The sequence below is a fragment of the Mycobacterium parascrofulaceum ATCC BAA-614 genome, from assembly GCF_000164135.1.
GTDB lineage: Bacteria > Actinomycetota > Actinomycetes > Mycobacteriales > Mycobacteriaceae > Mycobacterium > Mycobacterium parascrofulaceum.
Genome location: NZ_GG770556.1, coordinates 119,914 through 137,572, shown reverse-complemented (window position 1 = coordinate 137,572; position 17,659 = coordinate 119,914). Strand labels below are relative to the sequence as shown.

Sequence of the window (17,659 nt, the reverse complement as noted above, 5' to 3'; positions counted from 1 at the left end):
CGAAGCGGTCTACAGCTGCCCTGAGAACGCGATCCGGCTATCCGACTGAGAGTCGGTCGTCAAGCCGTCGTGGTGATGGTGCCGTCCGCCTGCAGCTCGCGGATCTCGTCTGCGGTGAAGCCGGCCTCGCCGAGTACCGCTGACGTGTCCGCGCCCCGGCTGGCCGGTGCCGGTCGCAGGCGTGCCGGGGTGCGGGATAGCCGCGGCGCCGGTGCCACGGTGACTGTCCCGTCGTCGCTTGCCAGGATCGTGTTGCGGGCCCGCAAGTGCGGGTCGTCAGCCAACTCGTCCAGTTCCAGCACTGGCGCGCCGCAGCCATCGATGTCAGCGAACACCGCCGACCAGTGCGAGCGGGCTTTGGACCGGAACGCCTCGGCGATCCGCTCCTGTAGCTGCCCCCAGCCGGTCGGATCCAGTTGAGCGGCTAAGGCGATGTCCTCGATGCCCAGCGCGGATAAGAATTGCGCGTAGAACTTGGGTTCGATCGCGCCAACGGCGAAAAATCGGCCGTCTTGGCATTCGTAAACGCCGTAGAACGGCGCCCCGCCGGACAACAGGTGCTTGCCGCGACCGGACCACAGCCCGCTATTCAGTTCAGCGAGGTGGATCGCGGCAAGCAGGGCTGCGCCGTCGACGATAGCGCCGTCGATCACCTGCCCTTTGCCGGTGCGGGTCCGTTCGAAGAGCGCCATCATGATTCCGAGGGCGGTGACCAGCGACCCGCCTGCCAGGTCACCTACGTAGGCCAGGGGGGTGACAGGCTTTTCTGAGCCGATGGTGCCGAGGGTGCCCGCTACCGCCGTGTAGTTGATGTCATGCCCGGCCCGGTCGCTGTATGGCCCATCCTGGCCCCATCCGGTCAACCTCGCATAGATCAGCCGGGGGTTTCGCCCGCACACTACGTCCGGGCCCAGCCCGCGCCGCTCCATGATGCCGGGACGGTTGCTCTCCAGCAGCACGTCGGCGTGGTCGGCAAGTCGGGCGATCACCTCGGCACCGCGGGGCGCGCGCAGGTCGATGGCCGCTGAGCGCTTGCCCCGGGACAGATTCGCGGCCGGATCGAAGCGGAGCGGGACGCCCGGTCGTTCGACGGTGACGACATCAGCGCCGAAGTCCGCGAGCAGCATGGAACAGAACGGGCCCGGCCCGAGCGCGCTGAGGTCGAGGACACGCACTCCGCTCAGCGGGGGAGCTTCGGTCGAAGTTGGGGAATCGCCTGTCACGCCATCAAAGTATCAAACTACGTTTGGTTGTGTGGTCGGACGGCGGCGCGTAGGTTCGCGCCGATGAAGCCTGGGACGGAGTCGGAGGATCCCCGGGGCAGCCGAGCACAGTCCGACGCGAGCAACCCGACGAGCGTCGAGGCGTATCGGGCGCTGCTCACGCAGCGGTTGCGTGCGGAAGGCGCGGTCGGTGCCGACGCTTCCGAGCACGCGGAGTTGGTGTTCAACCTCTCTCGGCTGCACACCCGCATCTCGCAGGACTTCGAGGTCTTGCACCGCCGGCGTGGGTGGACATGGTCGGGCTTTCGGATCATGAACGTGCTGTGGGTGTTCGGCACTGTTGAGCAACGCGACGTGGCCCGGCTGTCCGGCGGATCGCGTGCAGCGATCTCGAGTGCGCTGAACACTTTGGAGCGCGACGGCCTGGTGAACCGCGCCAGAGACAGCCACGATCGGCGGCTGGTCCGGCTGGAGTTGACCGAGCGAGGACGGACGGAGCTACGCGATGCGATCCGCGAACAGGCCGACCGCGAGCGGCAGTGGCTCTCGGTCCTGGACGCGTCCGAACAGCGCTTGCTCAGCCGCCTTTTGGCAATCGTCGCGGATCGACGGACCCCCATAACCAAATAGTGATTGTTAAAAACTTGACATATTCGTATGCTGCAGGGCATGAACATGCGAACCCTGATCCAGCACAGCAAGGGCAAGACAAGCCGGCAGGCCCATCGCGACCTGCCGGACTCAAGTTCGAACGGGACGTTGCTCAAAGACGACGAACTGACCCGGCACGGCTTCGATGGACGTGAAGCGGTTCTGTATCGCGCTAACGACCCGACAGTCTTTCGCGCCGAAGGCCGCTTCAAGTCCACCTCCGCGGTATTGACCGATATCAAGACCGACGACCTCACCGACGCCCGGGGCGCAGCGCAGCGGCTCTACTACAACGCCGACGCGACGATCTGGCTATCCCGGCGTTCCGAACCGATGCCCTTCTACCGGCGCAACGTCGACGGCGACGAATGCTGGTTCGTGCACCGCGGCTCGGGGGCAGTCGAGACTGAATTCGGGCCGATCAGCTACGAGCAGGGCGACTACGTCGTGCTCCCGAAGGCCGTCACCCATCGTTGGGTGGTCGATCCCGGTGAGACCATGTTGTTCGGCATCGAAACAGTCGGCGAGTTGCGGGCGCCGACGTACGTCGGCCTGGGCCGGCACGCTCCATTCGACCCAGATGTCGTGCGCGTACCCGAACCGGTGCCGGTGACATCCGACCAGCACGAGTACGAAATCAGGGTCAAGTACGACGGCGAATATTCATCGATCTACGCCGCCTCTCACCCGTGCGATGTAGAGGGGTGGAAGGGCGACTACTTCCCATTCGTGTTCAACATTCGCGACTGGAACGTGATCATGTCTGACAGCCTGCACCTCCCGCCGTCGATGCATTGCTTCCTGGTGGCAGAGGGCATCAACATCATCAATCTGCTGCCGCGACCCTTCGAGTCGGTGCAGGGTGTCGAACGCATCCCGTGGTTCCACCGCAACGCCGATTATGACGAGATCGCCCTTATTCACGGCGGCAAGTCTCTCGGTCGACCGTTGAAGGCCGGCCTGGTCAGTCACGATCCGCAGGGCATCCACCACGGCTTCCCTGATCGGGCCCGGATCAAGTCCCGGCGGGAGTGGGAGCAGCACCCGCGCATCGAGTGGGAAATCATCATGGTCGAGGCCTCGCGCCCACTGAAGCTCGACCCGGTGCTGCAGGGCTGACCTCTCATCGTCTTGACGAGCCACGTCACACCACGGCCTAGACGTGATGCAAGGCATATGGCATCGTGGCCAATTAATACCGAACAGTGTTTGAACACCGTGGCGGTAGTGACGAAGCTGTCGACCTTTGGGGAGCTATGCAATGACGTCTGCACGTACTGACCGCGACCTCGCCGCGCTGCTGGAGTCTTACGATCCGTTCGATCGCGACCACGTCGAGTGGAAGTACGACGCGTTCGCCTACGCGCGGCAGCACTGTCCGGTGGTGCGGACCGAGACCGAGCTCACCGGGCCGATGTGGATGATCACGCGCTACGAAGATGTCCGGCGAGTGCTCGAGGATCCAGAGACGTTCTCCTCGGTGGGCGGATCGCCGGCTCCCGCGCCGGTGCGGTTGGGTCCGCTGGATTCCGACCCGCCCGAGCACACCGGCTTCCGCGCGCTGCTCAGCCCATACCTGACCCGCAAGTTCGCGCTGACTTACGCCGACGAGATGCGCAAAACCGCCAATGAGCTAATTGACGGGTTCATCGAAAACGGCAAGGTCGAGCTGCTCAGCGAGTTTGCGAGCCCGTTCGTCTCCCGCATCTTGGCGCGGATGGTGTTCAACGAGAACGACATGTCCAAGATGGAACGCGCAAAAGAGATCGTGTACCGGGTCACCGAGGACGGCACCGAGGAGTCGTTCATGAACCTCGGGATGCTTTCGGCGGAGTACTTGTTTGCGGCGATCGAGAATCCGCCGGAAGAAGACGGCATCCTGCGGGCGCTGGCGACCGGGACTATCAATGGCGAGCGGTTGACCAACGAGCAGGCACTCGGTGCGATCTCGGTGTTGTTCCTCGGTGGGCTGGACACCACCCGGTCTGCGATCGGCGCCATCGCGATGTACATGGCGCTCAATCCCGAACTCGAGCAACGGGTCCGAGACCCCCGTTGGGTGCGCAACGACATGGACGAGTTCATCCGCCTGACGTCGCCGGTGGGGACGTTCGGGCGCACCGTCATGAAGGACACCGAGATCGCCGGGTGCCCGGTCAAAAAGGGCGAGCGCCTGCTCATCCGGTTCGATTCGGCCAACCGCGACGACGCCAAGTTCCCCAATGCCGACCAGTTGCAGTTCGATCCGCCCCGCGGTGGCAACGCCGGTTTCGGCCTGGGAATCCACCGGTGCATCGGCATGCACCTGGCCCGGGTGGAAATCGCCATCGCGTTCGAGGAATTGCTCGCTCGCGTCACCAACTTCCGGCTGGACGCAGACCCGGCCGACCTGAAGTGGGTGCCCGGAATCGCCAACTACCCAGACCGTGTTCCGCTGATTTTCGACAAGGTCTAGACACTCGCTGTCATCCCTCTTTCCCACAACACCTTTCAACGAGGAGAACCCTATGACCGGACGCGTCGGGGGCAAGGTCGCACTGATCACCGGCGCCGCCCGCGGGCAGGGGCGCAGCCACGCCCTGCGGTTGGCCGACGAGGGCGCCGACATCATCGCGCTCGACATCGCCGCCCAAGTTGAGTCTGCGCCCTACCCGTTGGCCACTCCTGCTGATCTGGACGAGACCGCCCGCGAGATCAAAGCTCGAGGCCGACGCGTGGTCGCTCGCCAGGTCGACGTTCGCGACGGCGAGGCGTTGACAGCGGCAGTTGGCGAGGGGGTGAGCGAACTCGGCCGTCTGGACATCGTGTCCGCCAACGCCGGCATCCTTTCCATCGGTCCGTCATTTGAACTGACGGAGCAGACCTGGACAGAGATGATCGACATCAATCTCAGCGGATCGTGGCGGACCACCAAGGCGGCCATTCCGCACATGATCGCTGCCGGAAACGGTGGCTCCATCGTGCTGACCAGTAGCATCGCCGGCCTGATCGCCCAACCCGGACTAGCGCACTATGTCTCGGCCAAGCACGGCGTCGTTGGGTTGATGAAGACACTGGCACTTGAGTTGGCGCCGTTCAACATTCGGGTCAACAGCGTCCACCCGACCAATGTCGACACTGACATGATCCAGAATGAGCCGACATACCGCGTGTTCCTTCCCGATGACCCGAATCCCACCCGGGAAAAGTTCGCGGTACCGGCTACCGAGATGAACGCACTGGCCATTCCGTGGATCGAAAGTATCGACGTCACCAATGCGGTGCTGTTTTTGGCCAGCGATGAAGCTCGCTACATCACGGGGGTGTCGCTGCCGATCGACGCCGGTGCCTCCATCAAGTGAGTGCCACCACGATCCGCTCGAGCGCCTCCAGTGTTCGACGGGTCCGGTGTTGGTCAGAGTAAAAACCGGCGTCGACGGCAAGTCCCCACAGCAGGTCGACCAGGACCTGCGTGGTGGCTTCGGTGTCGATGCCGGCGTCGACTTCGCCGTCGCGTTGCGCCGCTGCCAGTGCCGCAGCAAAGTGCTCGTGTACCGCGACCAGAGGTTGCATGGCCTGGTCCCGCAGATCCGGGTGATGGATCGCGTCGGCCGTCGAGGTGACGAAGAAGCGCACGAAGGTCTGGTCAATTCGGATGGTCGCCACCGCACGGTCGAAGACCGCCACGATCCGGCGGTCGATCGAGCCGGTCTGGCACAGCGCCGGGCCGAGGATCTCCGAGATCACCACCTCGTGCACGGATGTCAAAGCGGCCCGGTACAACTCGATCTTGCTCGGGTAATAGTTGGCGATCGCGTTGCGGGTGAAGCCGGCTTCCTCGGCGATCTGCCGAAGGCTGGCACGGTCGAATCCTATGGTGCTGAACACTTCTCGGGCACTGTGCAGAATCTTGAGCCGGGTTTCGGCTCCGTCGGCGCCCAACGGACGGCCGGGTCCGCGGCGAGCGCCAGGTTCAGTCATCCCAGCAACTTTACGACCTGCGGGAGGCAGTGATGACCAATCACGCAGAGAGCCTGGCGACCTACGACGCGATTGTGATTGGCGCCGGGGCCGGCGGAATGGCCGCCGCGGCCCGGCTGAACGCCAGCGGCTTCACGACGCTGCTGGTGGAACGATACGACCGTGTCGGCGGGCGGGCTTCCACCATTGATGTCGACGGATTCCGGGTCAACACCGGTGCCTTGATCGTCGAGCTCGGTGGTGAAAACGCCAAGCTGTTCGAGGATCTCGGCCTCACCATCAACGCGCGGACACCCAAACGGCCCCTGGTGCTGCGGCTGGGCCGCTGGGATGTGCCGATGATGAGCGGGCTGACGGGCCTGATTTTTCGCGCGCTGCTCGCGCTGGTCGGCGCCGTCGCTCGCCGCGCGCCACGGATGCGTCCGCAACGCGGTATCAGCACCGAGGCGTGGCTGTCCCGCCTGCGGGCCGGGGCCTTTGTCCATGGATTGGTTCGCAACCTCACCAGCGCGATGTTCGCCGCCGAACCCAGCGATGTCGAGGCAGCCGTATTCTTCGACTACCTCACCAAGCCCAAGGCGCTCGACACCTACGCCATGCATCCGGAGGGCAGCATCGGACCGTGGCGGCAGCTGGCAGATCACTTCGAGCACAGCGGCGGCACGCTCTGGCTTAAGAGCCAAGTCGTCGCGTTGACATTCGACGATTCGGGACAGGTCGACGGCGCCACGATCCGCCGGCCCGACGGGACGGTCCACGTCAGCGCCCGCGTGGTGGTCAGCAACGCCGGACCGGTTGCGACGGTACGCATGTGCGGCGACGCCAACTTGCCCGGTGGTTACGCCGACCATGTTCGGGCACAGTCGAATCCGAGCACCTTGATCACCGTCAATTTTGCCAGCGAGCAGCCGTTGGGCTCGGTCACCGGGCTGGTGTTCTTCGGCCCCACCCGCCGGCTGGCCTACGCCGCCAATCTCACCGCGACATGTCCGGAGATGGCGCCGGCAGGATGGAACCTGTACGCGGCGGCCTCCACGCCGCACCCTGCGACCGGCGATTTCGACGTCGAACACGAGGTCGCGTTGCTGAAAGCGGATCTGCGCGAACATTTTCCGGGCTTCGACTCCGCCCGCATCTTGTCGGTCGAGATCTGCGCAGGGGAGGACTGGCCCGCACAGCGAGCCATCGCCGGCCGCGATCTGCCGCAAACCACCCCGATCGCAAACCTTTTCAATGTCGGGGACGGCGTGCGTGAGTGGGCCACGGCGGGCCAGAGCGGCTGCGTGCAATCCGCACGCTTGGTGACCGAGCGGATCCGTGCCGCGATGTCGCCCTCGGCGCGAGGCGTCACCCGCGCCTGACTCCGGCACCCAGTGGCCGGTCGCGTCACCGTGACGACAGCGCCGGAATGTGTCCGGTCATCCCGCCGTCGACGACAAGAACCTGACCGGTGATCATCGCGGCGGCGTCGGACGCGAGGAAGACCGCGACGCGGGCGATGTCCGCCGGTTCGGCGAGCCGACCCACTACCTGGCCCTCGATGATCAGCCTGCGCAGTTCGTCAGAGACGTTCGCGCGCGCAGCCGGCGTGTCTACGACGCCCGGCGCGATCGCATTGCAACGCACACCTGACGGACCGTATGTCGTTGCGATGATGCGCGTCAGTGACTCAATGGCGCCCTTCGCCGACGAGTACGCGACCTGGCGGGTGGAACCCGAGCGCCCTTTGACCGACGAGGTGTAGATGATGCTGCCCCGGCCGGCTTCGATCATGTCCGGCAGGGTGTGTTTGGCACTGAGCATCGATCCGCGGGCCGCAACGGCGAACGCGCGGTCCCACGTCGCGACCTCCAACGTCAGTAAGTCGTTGTCGCGGTCGAAGATCGAGACATCGGCGGCGTTGCTGTGCAAGACCGTGACGGGCCCCAACCGAGCGCGCACGACCGGCATCGCGGCGGCCCAGTGTTCTTCGTCGGCCACATCGAGCCGCAGCGCGAGGGCCCGCCCACCGGTTCGCTCGATGGCTGCGGCAACGGCTTCGGCGGAGTCGATGTTGACGTCGGTGACCGCGATTGCCGCTCCCGCCTCGGCCAGCGCCTGCGCGCTGGCCGCGCCGATCCCGGACGCGGCGCCGGTGACAAGCGCGACCCGGCCGTCGAGCTCGCCGCTCATGCTTGGGGGACGCTCAACTCACGGCCTTTGAGGTGTTGGCGCAGATCTTCGATGAATTGCGAGTAGATCGCCCGGAAGGTCGCGGTCATCGTCTCGAGAACGGCTGGCTCGCAGTCGAACTCGCCGTACCACTCGAGAAACGTGGTGTTCGAGTCGGTCACTGGCAGCACGCGGATGGTGCCGCGATAGGTAGACACCGGAAAAGGTATCTCGCCGGCGAAGTCGTAGGAATAGCTGCGGGCGGGTGCGTCATAGCGCACCAGCCGTTCGCGGGCGGTGCCGCCGCCGCGCTCCAGCGTGAGGTTGCGCACCGAACCCACCGCGCCCGGTCCGGCACCGTTCTCGGGCGTGTTGGACCGAACCATCGTGACCCAGGCGGGCAACCCGTGGAAGTCGCCGATCACCGACCACACGGTGTCGACGTCGGTGTCGATGATGGTGCTGACGTAGGCAAGGCTCATGCGACCCTCCGCTCAAACCAAACATTGGTTGATTTAGAATTCAATCATAGCTGCGGTCGACCGGGCTACCGCCTAATGCCGACGCTATAGCAGCGCCGAGCCGCCAGATGGCCCTCCTGCACCACGACCGCGCCCTCGTCGGGGCAGCCGGTGGCCAACGCGGCCAGGCGTGTGGTTGTATAGAGAACCAATTGCCGTTTGGTTCGGTAGATAGGCGGATGAAGTATGAAAGCGCTCGTCGTCGGCGGGAGCGGCGCAACCGGGGTCCCGGTGCTGCAGGGACTTCTGCAACGAGGTCACGACGTGACCATGCTGCACCGGGGCGTGCACGAGCCGGCCGACCTGCCGGACGTTCCGCACATCCACGCCGACCCACACTTTGCCGAATCGATCACCGAGGCGGTGGGCGACCAGTCCTTCGACATCGTGCTGGCGATGTACGGGCGAGTCGCTGCGATCGCGGAGGTGTTCGCCGGACGGTGCGGGCAGCTGATCAGCATCGGCGGGGTGCCGGCCTACCGCGGTTGTCTGCAGCCCGAAACCGTCACGCCCTACGGCATGGCGCTCAACGCGCGTGAGGACGGCCCGCTGGCCGACGGCACCGAACCGGTGCCGCGTTTCGCCAAGCTGATCCGGTCGGCCGAGCGCGCCGTCCTGGATCGGGCGGCGTCCGGCGCGTTCCGCGGAACGGTGATCCGGTACCCCGCGATCTACGGCCCACGCAACCTGGTGCCCTGGGAATGGTCGGTGATGCGCCGTATCCGCGACGGCAGAACCCGAATGATCCTGCCCGACAACGGTTTATGGATCATCTCCCGGGCCGCTGGGCGTAACGCCGCCGAGGTCGTGCTAGGCGCCGTCGACAACCCCGACGTCGCCAACGGCCAGGCCTACAACGCCGGCGACGACGACCAATACACCGTGCGTCAGTGGGCCGAGGCGATCGCGCAGATCATGGGCAGTGAGCTCGAATTCGTCGGCATTCCCGGCGAACTCGCGGGTTCGGCGCTGATTGAACTGTTGCCGCCGACCGGGCGGCCGCACATCCTGCTGGACACCAACAAGGCGAAGCGCGAGCTGGGCTACCGCGAGGTCATATCCGCCCGCGACGCGATGGTGGAGGCCGTAGAGTGGCTCGAGGCGCACCCGGTCACCAGCGAGGACTACCCGCTGTATCCGGCGAGGTTCGATTACCCGGCCGAGGACCGACTGATCGAGGCCTACATGCAGGCCGTCAGCTGGGTGCGAGACCAGGCCCCGGACGAGGCGCCGGACGTGCGTCACCCGATGCCCCATCCGAAAACCGTTTCCGTTGGCCGTGACCAGGACGGCCGCTGATTTCTAGCAGGAGGAACCCATGACGACCATGTGGCGTCGTTTTCAGGACATGGTCGGGATCGAGTACCCGATCATGCAGGACGGCATGGGCCCGTCGCCGACCACTTTGCTGGCCGCCGCGGTGTCAGCGGCCGGCGGGCTGGGCACCGTCAGCTGCCCTTCCATCGTGAACAGCTCAGAGCAGTTCCTCCGCGAGGGATTCCGCGCGGCGATCGAGCACGTGGCGTCCAGCACGGACCGTCCGTTTGCCGTCAACGTCCCGGTCGGCCGGACGGCCAACGGCGAGCTCCTGCTGGTCAGCCGCATCTGCATAGACGAGGCCATCGCGGTCAAACGCGACGGCGGACGGACCGGCGACCAGCTGAGGGCCATCGTCACCTCGGCCGGCTTCGCCGGTGAGTTCGGCGCGGCCATCCGAGAATCCGGCCTGGTGCACATGGCCAAGGTCGGGTCGGTCCGGCACGCGCTCAAGGCCGCCGAGAGCGGTGCCAACGTCATCATCGCCTCGGGCTACGAAATGGGCGGCCACACGCACGCCAAAGGGGTGCACACCATGGTGCTGGCCCCGCAGGTGATCGACGCGCTTGACATCCCCGTCGTGGTATCCGGCGGGATCTGCGACGGCCGCGGGCTGGCCGCCGTGCTGGCGATGGGTGGCGCCGCCGCCGCAATGGGCACCCGGTTCATCGCCACCCAGGAGCACCAGTGGCACGCGGCGTACAAACAGCGCATCGTCGACGCGAAGGAGTGGGAGGATGTCGTTTACGGCGGCATCTACGCCCCCATCCGTGGCCTGCGCAACAAGGGTTTGGAGCTCATGGAGGACGTGCGAAAGACCATGTCTCCCGAGGACTTTCAGGTGTGGGAGGAAGAGCAAATCCGCAAGGCCCAGCGCGAGGGCGACGTGGTTGACGGCCTGATGGTGGCCGGTCAGGTGTCCGCGGCCATACACGACATCCCGACGGTCGCCGACCTGGTCGGGCGGATCGTGACCCAGGCGCGCGGACTGCTGGGCGAGGCAGGGGTGGCGCTGGGAGAACCTGCGTGCCGGTAACCGAGACCGTCCACGACAGCGGCCGACTGGCGGGTGTCGCGGAACTGGTCGTTGAAAGCCCGCCGGTCAACGCCTATTCGATCGGGGACCTGGCCCAGCTGACCGAACTGTTGGGCAGCTACGAGCGTCGCGAAGAAGTCCGGGCCGTGGTGTTGCGAGCGCAGGGCAAGGGGTTTTGCGGCGGCGGTGACCTCAAAGAGGTGCAGAGCCTGCCGGGATTCGACGGCATCCTCGGTCAGGCTCGGGGGTCCCAGGACACCAGCGTGGCCATTGCCGAGTGCGCGGTTCCGGTCATCGGCTGCATACACGGCTACTGCGTCGGCCTGGGGGTGCTGCTGGCCGGCACCTGCGACGTGCTGATCGGTTCCAACGGAACACGATTCGTGCTCGCCGAGGCGGACAACGGCGCGACGACCGGCGCGGTGCAGGCGCTGGGCCTGCTGCCGGAACGCCGGCTGCGTTCGGCGATGTTCACCTGCGAGCCGTTCGACATCGCCGAGTTGCACAGTTATGGCAGCGTGTACCACGTGGAAGCGACAGTCGACGCCGCGCTGGTCAGAACCTACGAGGTCGCGGCGACGATCGCGGCCAAAGCGCCCCGGGTGATCAGGGCCCTCAAGTTGACGCTCAACAACACCGCGGGCCGTGACTTGCGCCGGCTGTATCGGCAGGAACTGAGCTACACCTTCGAGCTGAATATGCTCGGCGACAGCAGCAAAGCCCGCCAGACTTTTCTGGACGGCACCCGCGACAGCTATATGAGCGACACCTCCACGTCGTCGTCGTGATCGCGCGGCGGTCGGAGTCAGTTCCCGTCGCCCATCATGCGGCCGACCAAGGGCAACCACATTCGCCGCGGGGCGTGGCTACCGACCCAGGCGAAGGCGCGAACGCTTCGGCGCGGGATGACGACGCGTTTGCTCTGTGCGAGCGCCCGTAACCCGACCTCGGCGATCTCGGCAGGCTCGGCCATCAACGCGCTCGGGGTGCGGCTCTCGGTTCCGAGCATCCCCGCCACCTCGGAGAACTCGGTTCGCACGCCGCCGGGACACAACCCGGTGACCGTCACCCCGTGGCGCCCGAGCTCCCAGTGCAGCGCTTCGGCCAGCGAGGTCACCGCCGCCTTCGTCGCGGCGTATGCCCCGAAGTTCGGCATCGGCTGGTTGCCCGCCATCGATGAGACCAGCAGAATCGCCCCTTCACCCCGCGCCACCATCGCGGGGGCGAGCGCCCGGGTGAGCAGGAAAGTTCCCTCCACGTTGGTCCGGATCAGCTCCTGGATCCGCCTGGGTTCGGCGTCGATGAACGGTCCTCCCATCCCGAACCCGGCGCATGCCACCAGCACGTCGATCTCCAAACCGGACTGCGCCAGGTCCGCGAGCAGTCCGGCGCGGCCGTCGGGATCGCTGACATCGGCGGCGATCACCTCGATGCGGCGCCGGCCGCCGGCGGACAGCTCGCGGGCATACGCCGTCAGCCGATCACGCCGCCGCGCCACCAAGATGGCGTCATGGCCGCGCGCAACCAGGCCGCGCGCCAGTTCGGCGCCGATGCCTGAGGACGCACCGGTGATCAGCGCCGCCGCGCCGCTTCGGGGAGAGGGGATCGCCATCGTCTCGCTCAGCTCAGTAGCAGCGCGTCCGCGCCGGTGTCGGCGACGATCGATGCCGAGTTGGTGAACATCTGCGCCCACATCTGATCACCCCGCTCGGTCTGCTGCAGCGTCATCGACACCGCGATCGTCAGCAGGAACGGATACAGCGAGCTCACCCGGTAGCTGTCTTGGCACTGGGCGAAGGAAAAGTCGTCGACACCGGCCGCCCGCAGTCGGTCGTGATACAGGTGCAGCAGGCGGTCCTGGTGCGCGCGGCGCTCGTCGACGCCCAGGCACGACCCCAGGTAGATCGCCACGTCGAGCAGAGGCGGCCCGAGCCGGGCGCCCTGCCAATCGATCACTGAGACCGGTGGCGCCCCGCCGAGTCGGGCGAACATCATGTTGTCCAGGCGGTAGTCGCCGTGGGCTATCACGAAGGGCGGACCCCACAGCCGCTGTGCACTGCCGGCCGCGGCGGGAGAAAGCCGCTTGGCCAACTCCAGATGAGTGGGGTCGACCCGGTTGTGGAATCGAGCGACGAACGCCTCGATCAAGGGCTCGACGGCGGCGAACAACAATTCGGTGCGCGCAAGGCCGGCCCACGGCAGCTCGGCCAGCCCCGGGTCGTTCCAGATCGGTGCCTGTAGCCCGGGCAGCGCTCCGATCGCCAGTTCGGCCTGTGTCAGGGTTCCGCCGCCGACCATGTCGCCGACGTCCGAGGTCGCCTGGAGATCTTCGAGCACCAGCGTGAACCGCCCGCTGGCCGGCTCGACGTCACCCCAGTAGATGGCAGGTATCGCGGCACTGAGTCTGGGCGCAACCTGCTGATAGAAGCGAACCTCGGATTCGTAGATGCCCATCGCCGCACCCATCTGCCGCGAACTGGCATCTGCCGAGGGCAGTTTCACGATCAGCGAGGCCGGACCGGCGGCGCCACCGGCGTACCCCAAGTGTGCGCGAGCAACGAACCCAGCCTGCCCGGTACCGATCACCCGGGCATCGACCCAGCCCACCGCGTCCTGCGCTCCGAGGGCGCCGCTGGTGCGCAACACCTGTGTGAACCATTGCGGGGTCAGCTCGTCGGTCGTGTCGACGATATGTGTCATCGGACTTCCTTAGTGTCGGCGTCGGCCCACAGGGGTCGAACGACGTCGGGTTCGCACCGCTCGTCGACGATCCACTTCACCATTCGACGCATCGGCTCGATTCCGTCTTGTGGCAGCGACACGCTCGGGTCGGCCGCGTACCCCAGCGACACCAGGCGCTGCGCTCCGTGCAACGGAAGTTGCTCCCGCAACTGAGCTTTGAGCGACTCGGGATAGATGCCAACGGTCTGGGTGTATGCGCTGATCCCGCGGATCGCGTCTGCCGGATCGTCGATGGGCACGATGTTGGCGACCCGGCCCGACAGCCGTCCCGAAAAGTCGACCGGCTCATCGAGCTGCGACACGATCACGGCCCCGTTGCCGCCGCGGCCGCCGATGACCCGGTACCAGTCGGGGCTGGACCGCAGCGCGTCGATCTCGGCGACGAGTTCGGGATCCGACCATTTCGCAGGCGTGCTGAGGTGCTCCGGCAACCGCTGCAGTTGTGCATAGATCGCCTCACCGAGCCGGTTGGCAAGCTCGAGCCCGTCGGGATCGGTGCCGCTGGCCACGTAGACAACGCGCGCGTTGACGCACCCGAGCTGGTTGAGGGCACCGATGTCGGTGGCCGTACGCAACGCGACATCGACGAACGACTCCTCGGACGCGAACGCCTGCGGCCCGATGATCGTCGCGCTGCGTTTCGGATCGAGCGAGATCAGCTCGAGCCCCGGCTGGACATAGCGGAGCACATGCGTGACCGATGCGAGCCCGCCCCAGGCGATGATCTTCTCAACGCCGGTGGGCTGGAAGAGCCGCTCCTCGAACCCGCTATCCCCACCCTTCCAGTACGCGACGGACAAATGACGGGTGATCGGGTGCGTCGGGTCGAGCTCGCGCATCGTGCGGGCGATCGCAAGCGCGGTCAGAGGGTCGTTGGACGGGGTTTTGATGATCGCGTCCGAGCGCCCGACCGCGTTGCGGATGATGCTCAGCGCCGCGATCAGTGGGCTGTTGCCGGCGATGATGTGTACGGTGCGGGCGCCGAACGCCCGGACCGACGCCGTCCGGCCGTCGGCCATCACCCGCGGGACCCAGCCCTCGAGGTACGGGATCCCGATTGTGGTCTCGGCAAGTTCGCGCACCGCGGCGGCGCTGAACAGCGCCGGCAGCTGTTCGAACGATGCGCGGACCAGCGAAGGGGTCATGTCGGAAAACTGCGCGGAGAGCTCCAGCGCCTCTTGCATGTGGGCATTACGGGGCAGCGCCAGCGCGTCACCGAGGGCGGCCAGGTAGGCGACGATCTCGCTGAACGGCAGGTCCTGAACCTCGCGCAGTCGGCTGGGGTCCGACAGCTCCAAAGAACCCAGCAGGCGGTGCGGGTCCGGTGCGCGAAAGGTGGCGGTGCCGCCGCGGCCGCCGAACATTACGAGGTCGTCGTCGATCAACTGCCCGCGGATGATCGCGGGTGCGGCGAATCCCGTCATGGTGTTGTTCATCGGCGGACGGTCACACGAGTTCGCCGGTGAGAAATTCCAGCGCCGCACGGTGCGCGTCCTCAGCTGCGACGCAGGTGATTTTGTCGTCTCCGTTGTGTTTGTCGCTAAAGCGCTCGATGGTCGGCGCGGCGTGGGCGGTGGTCCGCCCACATCCGCATGGCTCGAAGCTGAGGGTGAACTCGTCGCCACTGACGAAACCGCCCCAGTAGGTGGCGGCGAGCAGATCGAATACCGCCATCCGCCCGGTGTGCTCCCCGGTCCGCGGGAACGGCGCTCCGTCGACAGGATCGAGGACAAACGGGACGATCCACGGTTCGAAGTGGTAGCGGCCGCGTTCGCACATCTTGTTGAGCGCGGTGATCTCCGACATCACGTAGCTGTGCTGGATGTGTTCCACGCCGGAGAACCGCCGAACCGTCTGCTCCCAGTCATCGGGGACGACCTGGCCCTTGGCGCCACCGCCGGTGGTGATGAGCGAATCGGAGGCGAACACGTTCTCCAGGCCGACGTCGAGTCCGGCCTTGGAGATGTTGTACAGCACGTTCCAGGTCGCCAGCATCCAGATCCGGCGTCCGCGCATATCCCGGCTGATCTCATTGATGAACTTCGGCAGCGATTCCGCCATCTCGCGCTGCTCGCGTTCGAACTCTTCCCGCCGCACCCGCAACGCGGGGCTGATCTCGAGCTTGGCGAGCTCGCCGCGGGCCGCGGCCGCGCGTACCCGTCCGGCGAGATAGGCCGCGTCCGAGCTCATCCGCCCCGGGCGCAGCGCATGCAGCCGGTCCTCCGAACCGAGCAGATGGGGAAGGGCCATGCCAGGAAAGCGAGTGATTGCGCTGCGGCCCGAACGCCACAGCGGCCAGATCAGCTCGAACCATTCGCCGTCATGGCGGCCTCCCACGCCGAGTGGGTCACTGTATTGGAACAGCCCGCACCGCGACGCCCGGCCCATCTGATCCCACTCGTGTGTCGAGCGCGGCAGAAACGACATCGTCCCCGTGGTGCCCGAGGAGTGCACGGCCCGCAGGGGCGTGGCCGCCTCCAGGGTGTCGAGCCAGGCATCAATCGTCTCGCACTCGGAGACGTCGACGCCGGCGAGGTCGATCGTGGTCAGCCGATCAAGCCAGCGGGTGAGTTCGGTGAACCGGCTCCGCACCAGCAGCGCGGCCGGGTAGGACTTGTACACCGAATGCTGGAACAGCAGCGGCACAACGTCATTGAGCTGACCGACCGCGTCGATCCCGGCTTCGTCGGCGAGCCGGGTGAGCGTCGCAATGGTGTGACGGAGCTCGCCGAAGCGCAGCTGCAGTGCCTCGAGCTGCAGAGCAGCGAGCTCGTCGACCGGCACATGCTGCATCGCGTGCCATGAATGGCCGAAGAACTCGGCCGGGGCGTTGGCGAACTGCCGGGCGTCCGCCGCGACGGTCACGACGCGTCGGCCCGAGAGCCCGCCGCGACCGAGGTCGTCGCTTGTGGTCGCTCCCGCCATGCTGCGAGCAGCGCCGCGTTCTGCCGGGGAGTGGACCCGTATGTGGTGACCTCGTCGGCGCCGGCGTCGATGAAACGCTGCAGCGACGTTACGCACTCGGAGACGGTGCCGACCGCGCTGCAGTCGGTGATCCAGCTCCACGGCAGCACCGATGCCGGCCCCAGCATCTCGTGCCGATGAAACGTCAGGTCCGCGGCGCGGTTGAGATTTTGGAACTGCTCGTGGTTACGCATGCGGTTGACGGTCTCCAGATCCCAGTGGTTCGCGGTGGCCAGGACGTCGCCGTACAGCGGGTACTGGAGATAGGTCACCAGTCGCCCGGCCGATATGGACTTGGTCTCGATCTCGTCCATGTCCGGGGCGGTCACGACCGGGGCGACGATGCGGATTTCTGCGGGGTCGCGACCAATCCGCTCGCAAGCCGTCCGGATGCGCTGCACGGCGTCGGCGACGGCGTCAGGGGTCAGCATGGGCGGCAAGATCACCCCGTCGAACGCCTCGGCCGCGGCCGCCGCACCGCGTTCGTGGCAGAAGCCCGCGATCCAGATCGGCGGTTGCGGTCCGTGATAGGTCTCGGCGAAAGCCAACGCGGTGAACGAACCGAGTTGACCGGTGTAGGACACCGACTCGCCGGCCCACAGCCGGCGGGTGATCTTCGCGCTCTCGACCATTGCCTTGGTCGTGGTCATCGGGATACCCATGCCGCGGAACGCGCCGGCGTCACCGCGGCCGAGCCCGAGCACGAATCGCGGCCCGAAACACGAGTGCATCGTGGCCCCGAGTGCGGCCGGCATCCAGGGATGTCGCGTCGTCGGCACGATGATCCCGGTGACCAGCTCGAGGCGGGTCGTCAGCGCACCGATCCCGGCGAGGATGACGTCGGCTTCCTTCAGATCCCATCGTTCGGAGATGAAGACGCGTCGAAAGCCGATCCGCTCCGCTTCAACCCCGTCCTGGATGCCCTGAGCCGGGGTCCGGCCTTCGGTCTCGCGCTCGAACTTGCTGGCATCCGAACTCACCGCGCCGGCGATGATGAAGGCGCTGAAATCGTCTGTCACAGGTGGGAGTTCGGCGCTGGCCAGGTGTCCCTTATCTGCGGTCACGGTCATCGGTCCGGACTCCTCGCTGAGTAT

17 protein-coding genes are annotated in these 17,659 nt (G+C 66.3%); 8 read left to right on the top strand and 9 right to left on the bottom strand.

All coding sequences use genetic code 11. The features are described 5' to 3' along the window. Positions 1–59 precede the first annotated feature (59 nt). Positions 60–1,175: a CaiB/BaiF CoA transferase family protein gene (locus tag HMPREF0591_RS20530; protein ID WP_007170540.1), complete on the bottom strand. Its 1,116-nt coding sequence runs from the start codon at positions 1,173–1,175 to the stop codon at positions 60–62. Between the two features lie 111 nt (positions 1,176–1,286). Here HMPREF0591_RS20530 and HMPREF0591_RS20525 point away from each other — a divergent pair, with 111 nt between their 5' ends. From HMPREF0591_RS20525 to HMPREF0591_RS20510, 4 genes are all read left to right on the top strand, one after another. Next, entirely contained in the window at positions 1,287–1,853 is a 567-nt protein-coding gene (locus tag HMPREF0591_RS20525; protein WP_007170539.1) for a MarR family winged helix-turn-helix transcriptional regulator, read from the top strand. A gap of 27 nt (positions 1,854–1,880) precedes the next feature. Further along, positions 1,881–2,993 (top strand): homogentisate 1,2-dioxygenase, encoded by a 1,113-nt coding sequence (locus HMPREF0591_RS20520; protein ID WP_007170538.1) that lies wholly within the window; start codon positions 1,881–1,883, stop codon positions 2,991–2,993. A 142-nt stretch (positions 2,994–3,135) separates the two neighbouring features. Continuing rightward, positions 3,136–4,329 (top strand): cytochrome P450, encoded by a 1,194-nt coding sequence (locus HMPREF0591_RS20515; RefSeq protein ID WP_007170537.1) that lies wholly within the window; start codon positions 3,136–3,138, stop codon positions 4,327–4,329. 52 nt (positions 4,330–4,381) lie between these two features. Continuing rightward, on the top strand, positions 4,382–5,215 hold the full coding sequence (locus tag HMPREF0591_RS20510) for a mycofactocin-coupled SDR family oxidoreductase (RefSeq protein ID WP_007170536.1): 834 nt from the start codon (positions 4,382–4,384) through the stop codon (positions 5,213–5,215). Here the strand turns inward: HMPREF0591_RS20510 and HMPREF0591_RS20505 are convergent. After that, positions 5,208–5,834, bottom strand: a complete 627-nt coding sequence (locus tag HMPREF0591_RS20505; protein WP_007170535.1) for a TetR/AcrR family transcriptional regulator — start codon at positions 5,832–5,834, stop codon at positions 5,208–5,210. The two genes, HMPREF0591_RS20510 and HMPREF0591_RS20505, sit on opposite strands and share 8 nt — an antisense overlap. Positions 5,835–5,866: 32 nt before the next feature. Here HMPREF0591_RS20505 and HMPREF0591_RS20500 point away from each other — a divergent pair, with 32 nt between their 5' ends. Beyond that, the gene (locus tag HMPREF0591_RS20500) at positions 5,867–7,195 is read left to right on the top strand and encodes a phytoene desaturase family protein (protein ID WP_007170534.1); all 1,329 of its coding nucleotides are present in this window, start codon (positions 5,867–5,869) and stop codon (positions 7,193–7,195) included. A gap of 25 nt (positions 7,196–7,220) precedes the next feature. Here HMPREF0591_RS20500 and HMPREF0591_RS20495 read toward each other — a convergent pair whose 3' ends face one another. Together HMPREF0591_RS20495 and HMPREF0591_RS20490 are read right to left on the bottom strand one after the other, a co-directional pair. After that, entirely contained in the window at positions 7,221–8,006 is a 786-nt protein-coding gene (locus tag HMPREF0591_RS20495) for an SDR family NAD(P)-dependent oxidoreductase (protein WP_007170533.1), read from the bottom strand. Continuing rightward, positions 8,003–8,467, bottom strand: a complete 465-nt coding sequence (locus HMPREF0591_RS20490) for an SRPBCC family protein (RefSeq protein WP_007170532.1) — start codon at positions 8,465–8,467, stop codon at positions 8,003–8,005. The genes HMPREF0591_RS20495 and HMPREF0591_RS20490 overlap by 4 nt, the downstream gene beginning before the upstream one ends. A 225-nt stretch (positions 8,468–8,692) precedes the next feature. Here HMPREF0591_RS20490 and HMPREF0591_RS20485 point away from each other — a divergent pair, with 225 nt between their 5' ends. Genes HMPREF0591_RS20485 through HMPREF0591_RS20475 form a run of 3 tightly spaced genes read left to right on the top strand, consistent with a single transcriptional unit; the run spans position 8,693 to position 11,647 of the window. Further along, positions 8,693–9,805, top strand: a complete 1,113-nt coding sequence (locus HMPREF0591_RS20485) for a Rossmann-fold NAD(P)-binding domain-containing protein (protein ID WP_007170531.1) — start codon at positions 8,693–8,695, stop codon at positions 9,803–9,805. Between the two features lie 19 nt (positions 9,806–9,824). Further along, positions 9,825–10,859 (top strand): NAD(P)H-dependent flavin oxidoreductase, encoded by a 1,035-nt coding sequence (locus HMPREF0591_RS20480; protein WP_007170530.1) that lies wholly within the window; start codon positions 9,825–9,827, stop codon positions 10,857–10,859. Continuing rightward, positions 10,850–11,647, top strand: a complete 798-nt coding sequence (locus HMPREF0591_RS20475; protein WP_007170529.1) for an enoyl-CoA hydratase-related protein — start codon at positions 10,850–10,852, stop codon at positions 11,645–11,647. The genes HMPREF0591_RS20480 and HMPREF0591_RS20475 overlap by 10 nt, the downstream gene beginning before the upstream one ends. Before the next feature lie 17 nt (positions 11,648–11,664). Here the strand turns inward: HMPREF0591_RS20475 and HMPREF0591_RS20470 are convergent, their stop codons facing one another. Genes HMPREF0591_RS20470 through HMPREF0591_RS20450 form a run of 5 tightly spaced genes read right to left on the bottom strand, consistent with a single transcriptional unit; the run spans position 11,665 to position 17,635 of the window. After that, entirely contained in the window at positions 11,665–12,471 is an 807-nt protein-coding gene (locus tag HMPREF0591_RS20470; RefSeq protein ID WP_007170528.1) for an SDR family NAD(P)-dependent oxidoreductase, read from the bottom strand. Positions 12,472–12,479: 8 nt separating this feature from the next. Beyond that, positions 12,480–13,559, bottom strand: coding sequence for a phosphotransferase (locus tag HMPREF0591_RS20465; RefSeq protein WP_007170527.1), 1,080 nt, complete (start codon positions 13,557–13,559; stop codon positions 12,480–12,482). Then, positions 13,556–15,037 (bottom strand): acyl-CoA reductase, encoded by a 1,482-nt coding sequence (locus HMPREF0591_RS20460; protein ID WP_007170526.1) that lies wholly within the window; start codon positions 15,035–15,037, stop codon positions 13,556–13,558. The genes HMPREF0591_RS20465 and HMPREF0591_RS20460 overlap by 4 nt, the downstream gene beginning before the upstream one ends. 10 nt (positions 15,038–15,047) lie before the next feature. Beyond that, a complete protein-coding gene (locus tag HMPREF0591_RS20455) occupies positions 15,048–16,466 on the bottom strand; it encodes a hypothetical protein (RefSeq protein WP_040623544.1) in 1,419 nt (472 codons plus the stop codon). After that, a complete protein-coding gene (locus tag HMPREF0591_RS20450) occupies positions 16,463–17,635 on the bottom strand; it encodes a TIGR03857 family LLM class F420-dependent oxidoreductase (protein ID WP_007170524.1) in 1,173 nt (390 codons plus the stop codon). The genes HMPREF0591_RS20455 and HMPREF0591_RS20450 overlap by 4 nt, the downstream gene beginning before the upstream one ends. Positions 17,636–17,659: the final 24 nt, after the last annotated feature.

Bases quoted from the DNA above. Each gene is read 5' to 3' on its own strand.
- HMPREF0591_RS20525 (WP_007170539.1), top strand. From the start codon at position 1,287: ATGAAGCCTGGGACGGAGTCGGAGGATCCCCGGGGCAGCCGAGCACAG.
- HMPREF0591_RS20520 (WP_007170538.1), top strand. From the start codon at position 1,881: ATGCTGCAGGGCATGAACATGCGAACCCTGATCCAGCACAGCAAGGGC.
- HMPREF0591_RS20515 (WP_007170537.1), top strand. From the start codon at position 3,136: ATGACGTCTGCACGTACTGACCGCGACCTCGCCGCGCTGCTGGAGTCT.
- HMPREF0591_RS20510 (WP_007170536.1), top strand. From the start codon at position 4,382: ATGACCGGACGCGTCGGGGGCAAGGTCGCACTGATCACCGGCGCCGCC.
- HMPREF0591_RS20505 (WP_007170535.1), bottom strand. From the start codon at position 5,834: ATGACTGAACCTGGCGCTCGCCGCGGACCCGGCCGTCCGTTGGGCGCC.
- HMPREF0591_RS20500 (WP_007170534.1), top strand. From the start codon at position 5,867: ATGACCAATCACGCAGAGAGCCTGGCGACCTACGACGCGATTGTGATT.
- HMPREF0591_RS20495 (WP_007170533.1), bottom strand. From the start codon at position 8,006: ATGAGCGGCGAGCTCGACGGCCGGGTCGCGCTTGTCACCGGCGCCGCG.
- HMPREF0591_RS20490 (WP_007170532.1), bottom strand. From the start codon at position 8,467: ATGAGCCTTGCCTACGTCAGCACCATCATCGACACCGACGTCGACACC.
- HMPREF0591_RS20485 (WP_007170531.1), top strand. From the start codon at position 8,693: ATGAAAGCGCTCGTCGTCGGCGGGAGCGGCGCAACCGGGGTCCCGGTG.
- HMPREF0591_RS20480 (WP_007170530.1), top strand. From the start codon at position 9,825: ATGACGACCATGTGGCGTCGTTTTCAGGACATGGTCGGGATCGAGTAC.
- HMPREF0591_RS20470 (WP_007170528.1), bottom strand. From the start codon at position 12,471: ATGGCGATCCCCTCTCCCCGAAGCGGCGCGGCGGCGCTGATCACCGGT.
- HMPREF0591_RS20465 (WP_007170527.1), bottom strand. From the start codon at position 13,559: ATGACACATATCGTCGACACGACCGACGAGCTGACCCCGCAATGGTTC.
- HMPREF0591_RS20460 (WP_007170526.1), bottom strand. From the start codon at position 15,037: ATGAACAACACCATGACGGGATTCGCCGCACCCGCGATCATCCGCGGG.
- HMPREF0591_RS20450 (WP_007170524.1), bottom strand. From the start codon at position 17,635: ATGACCGTGACCGCAGATAAGGGACACCTGGCCAGCGCCGAACTCCCA.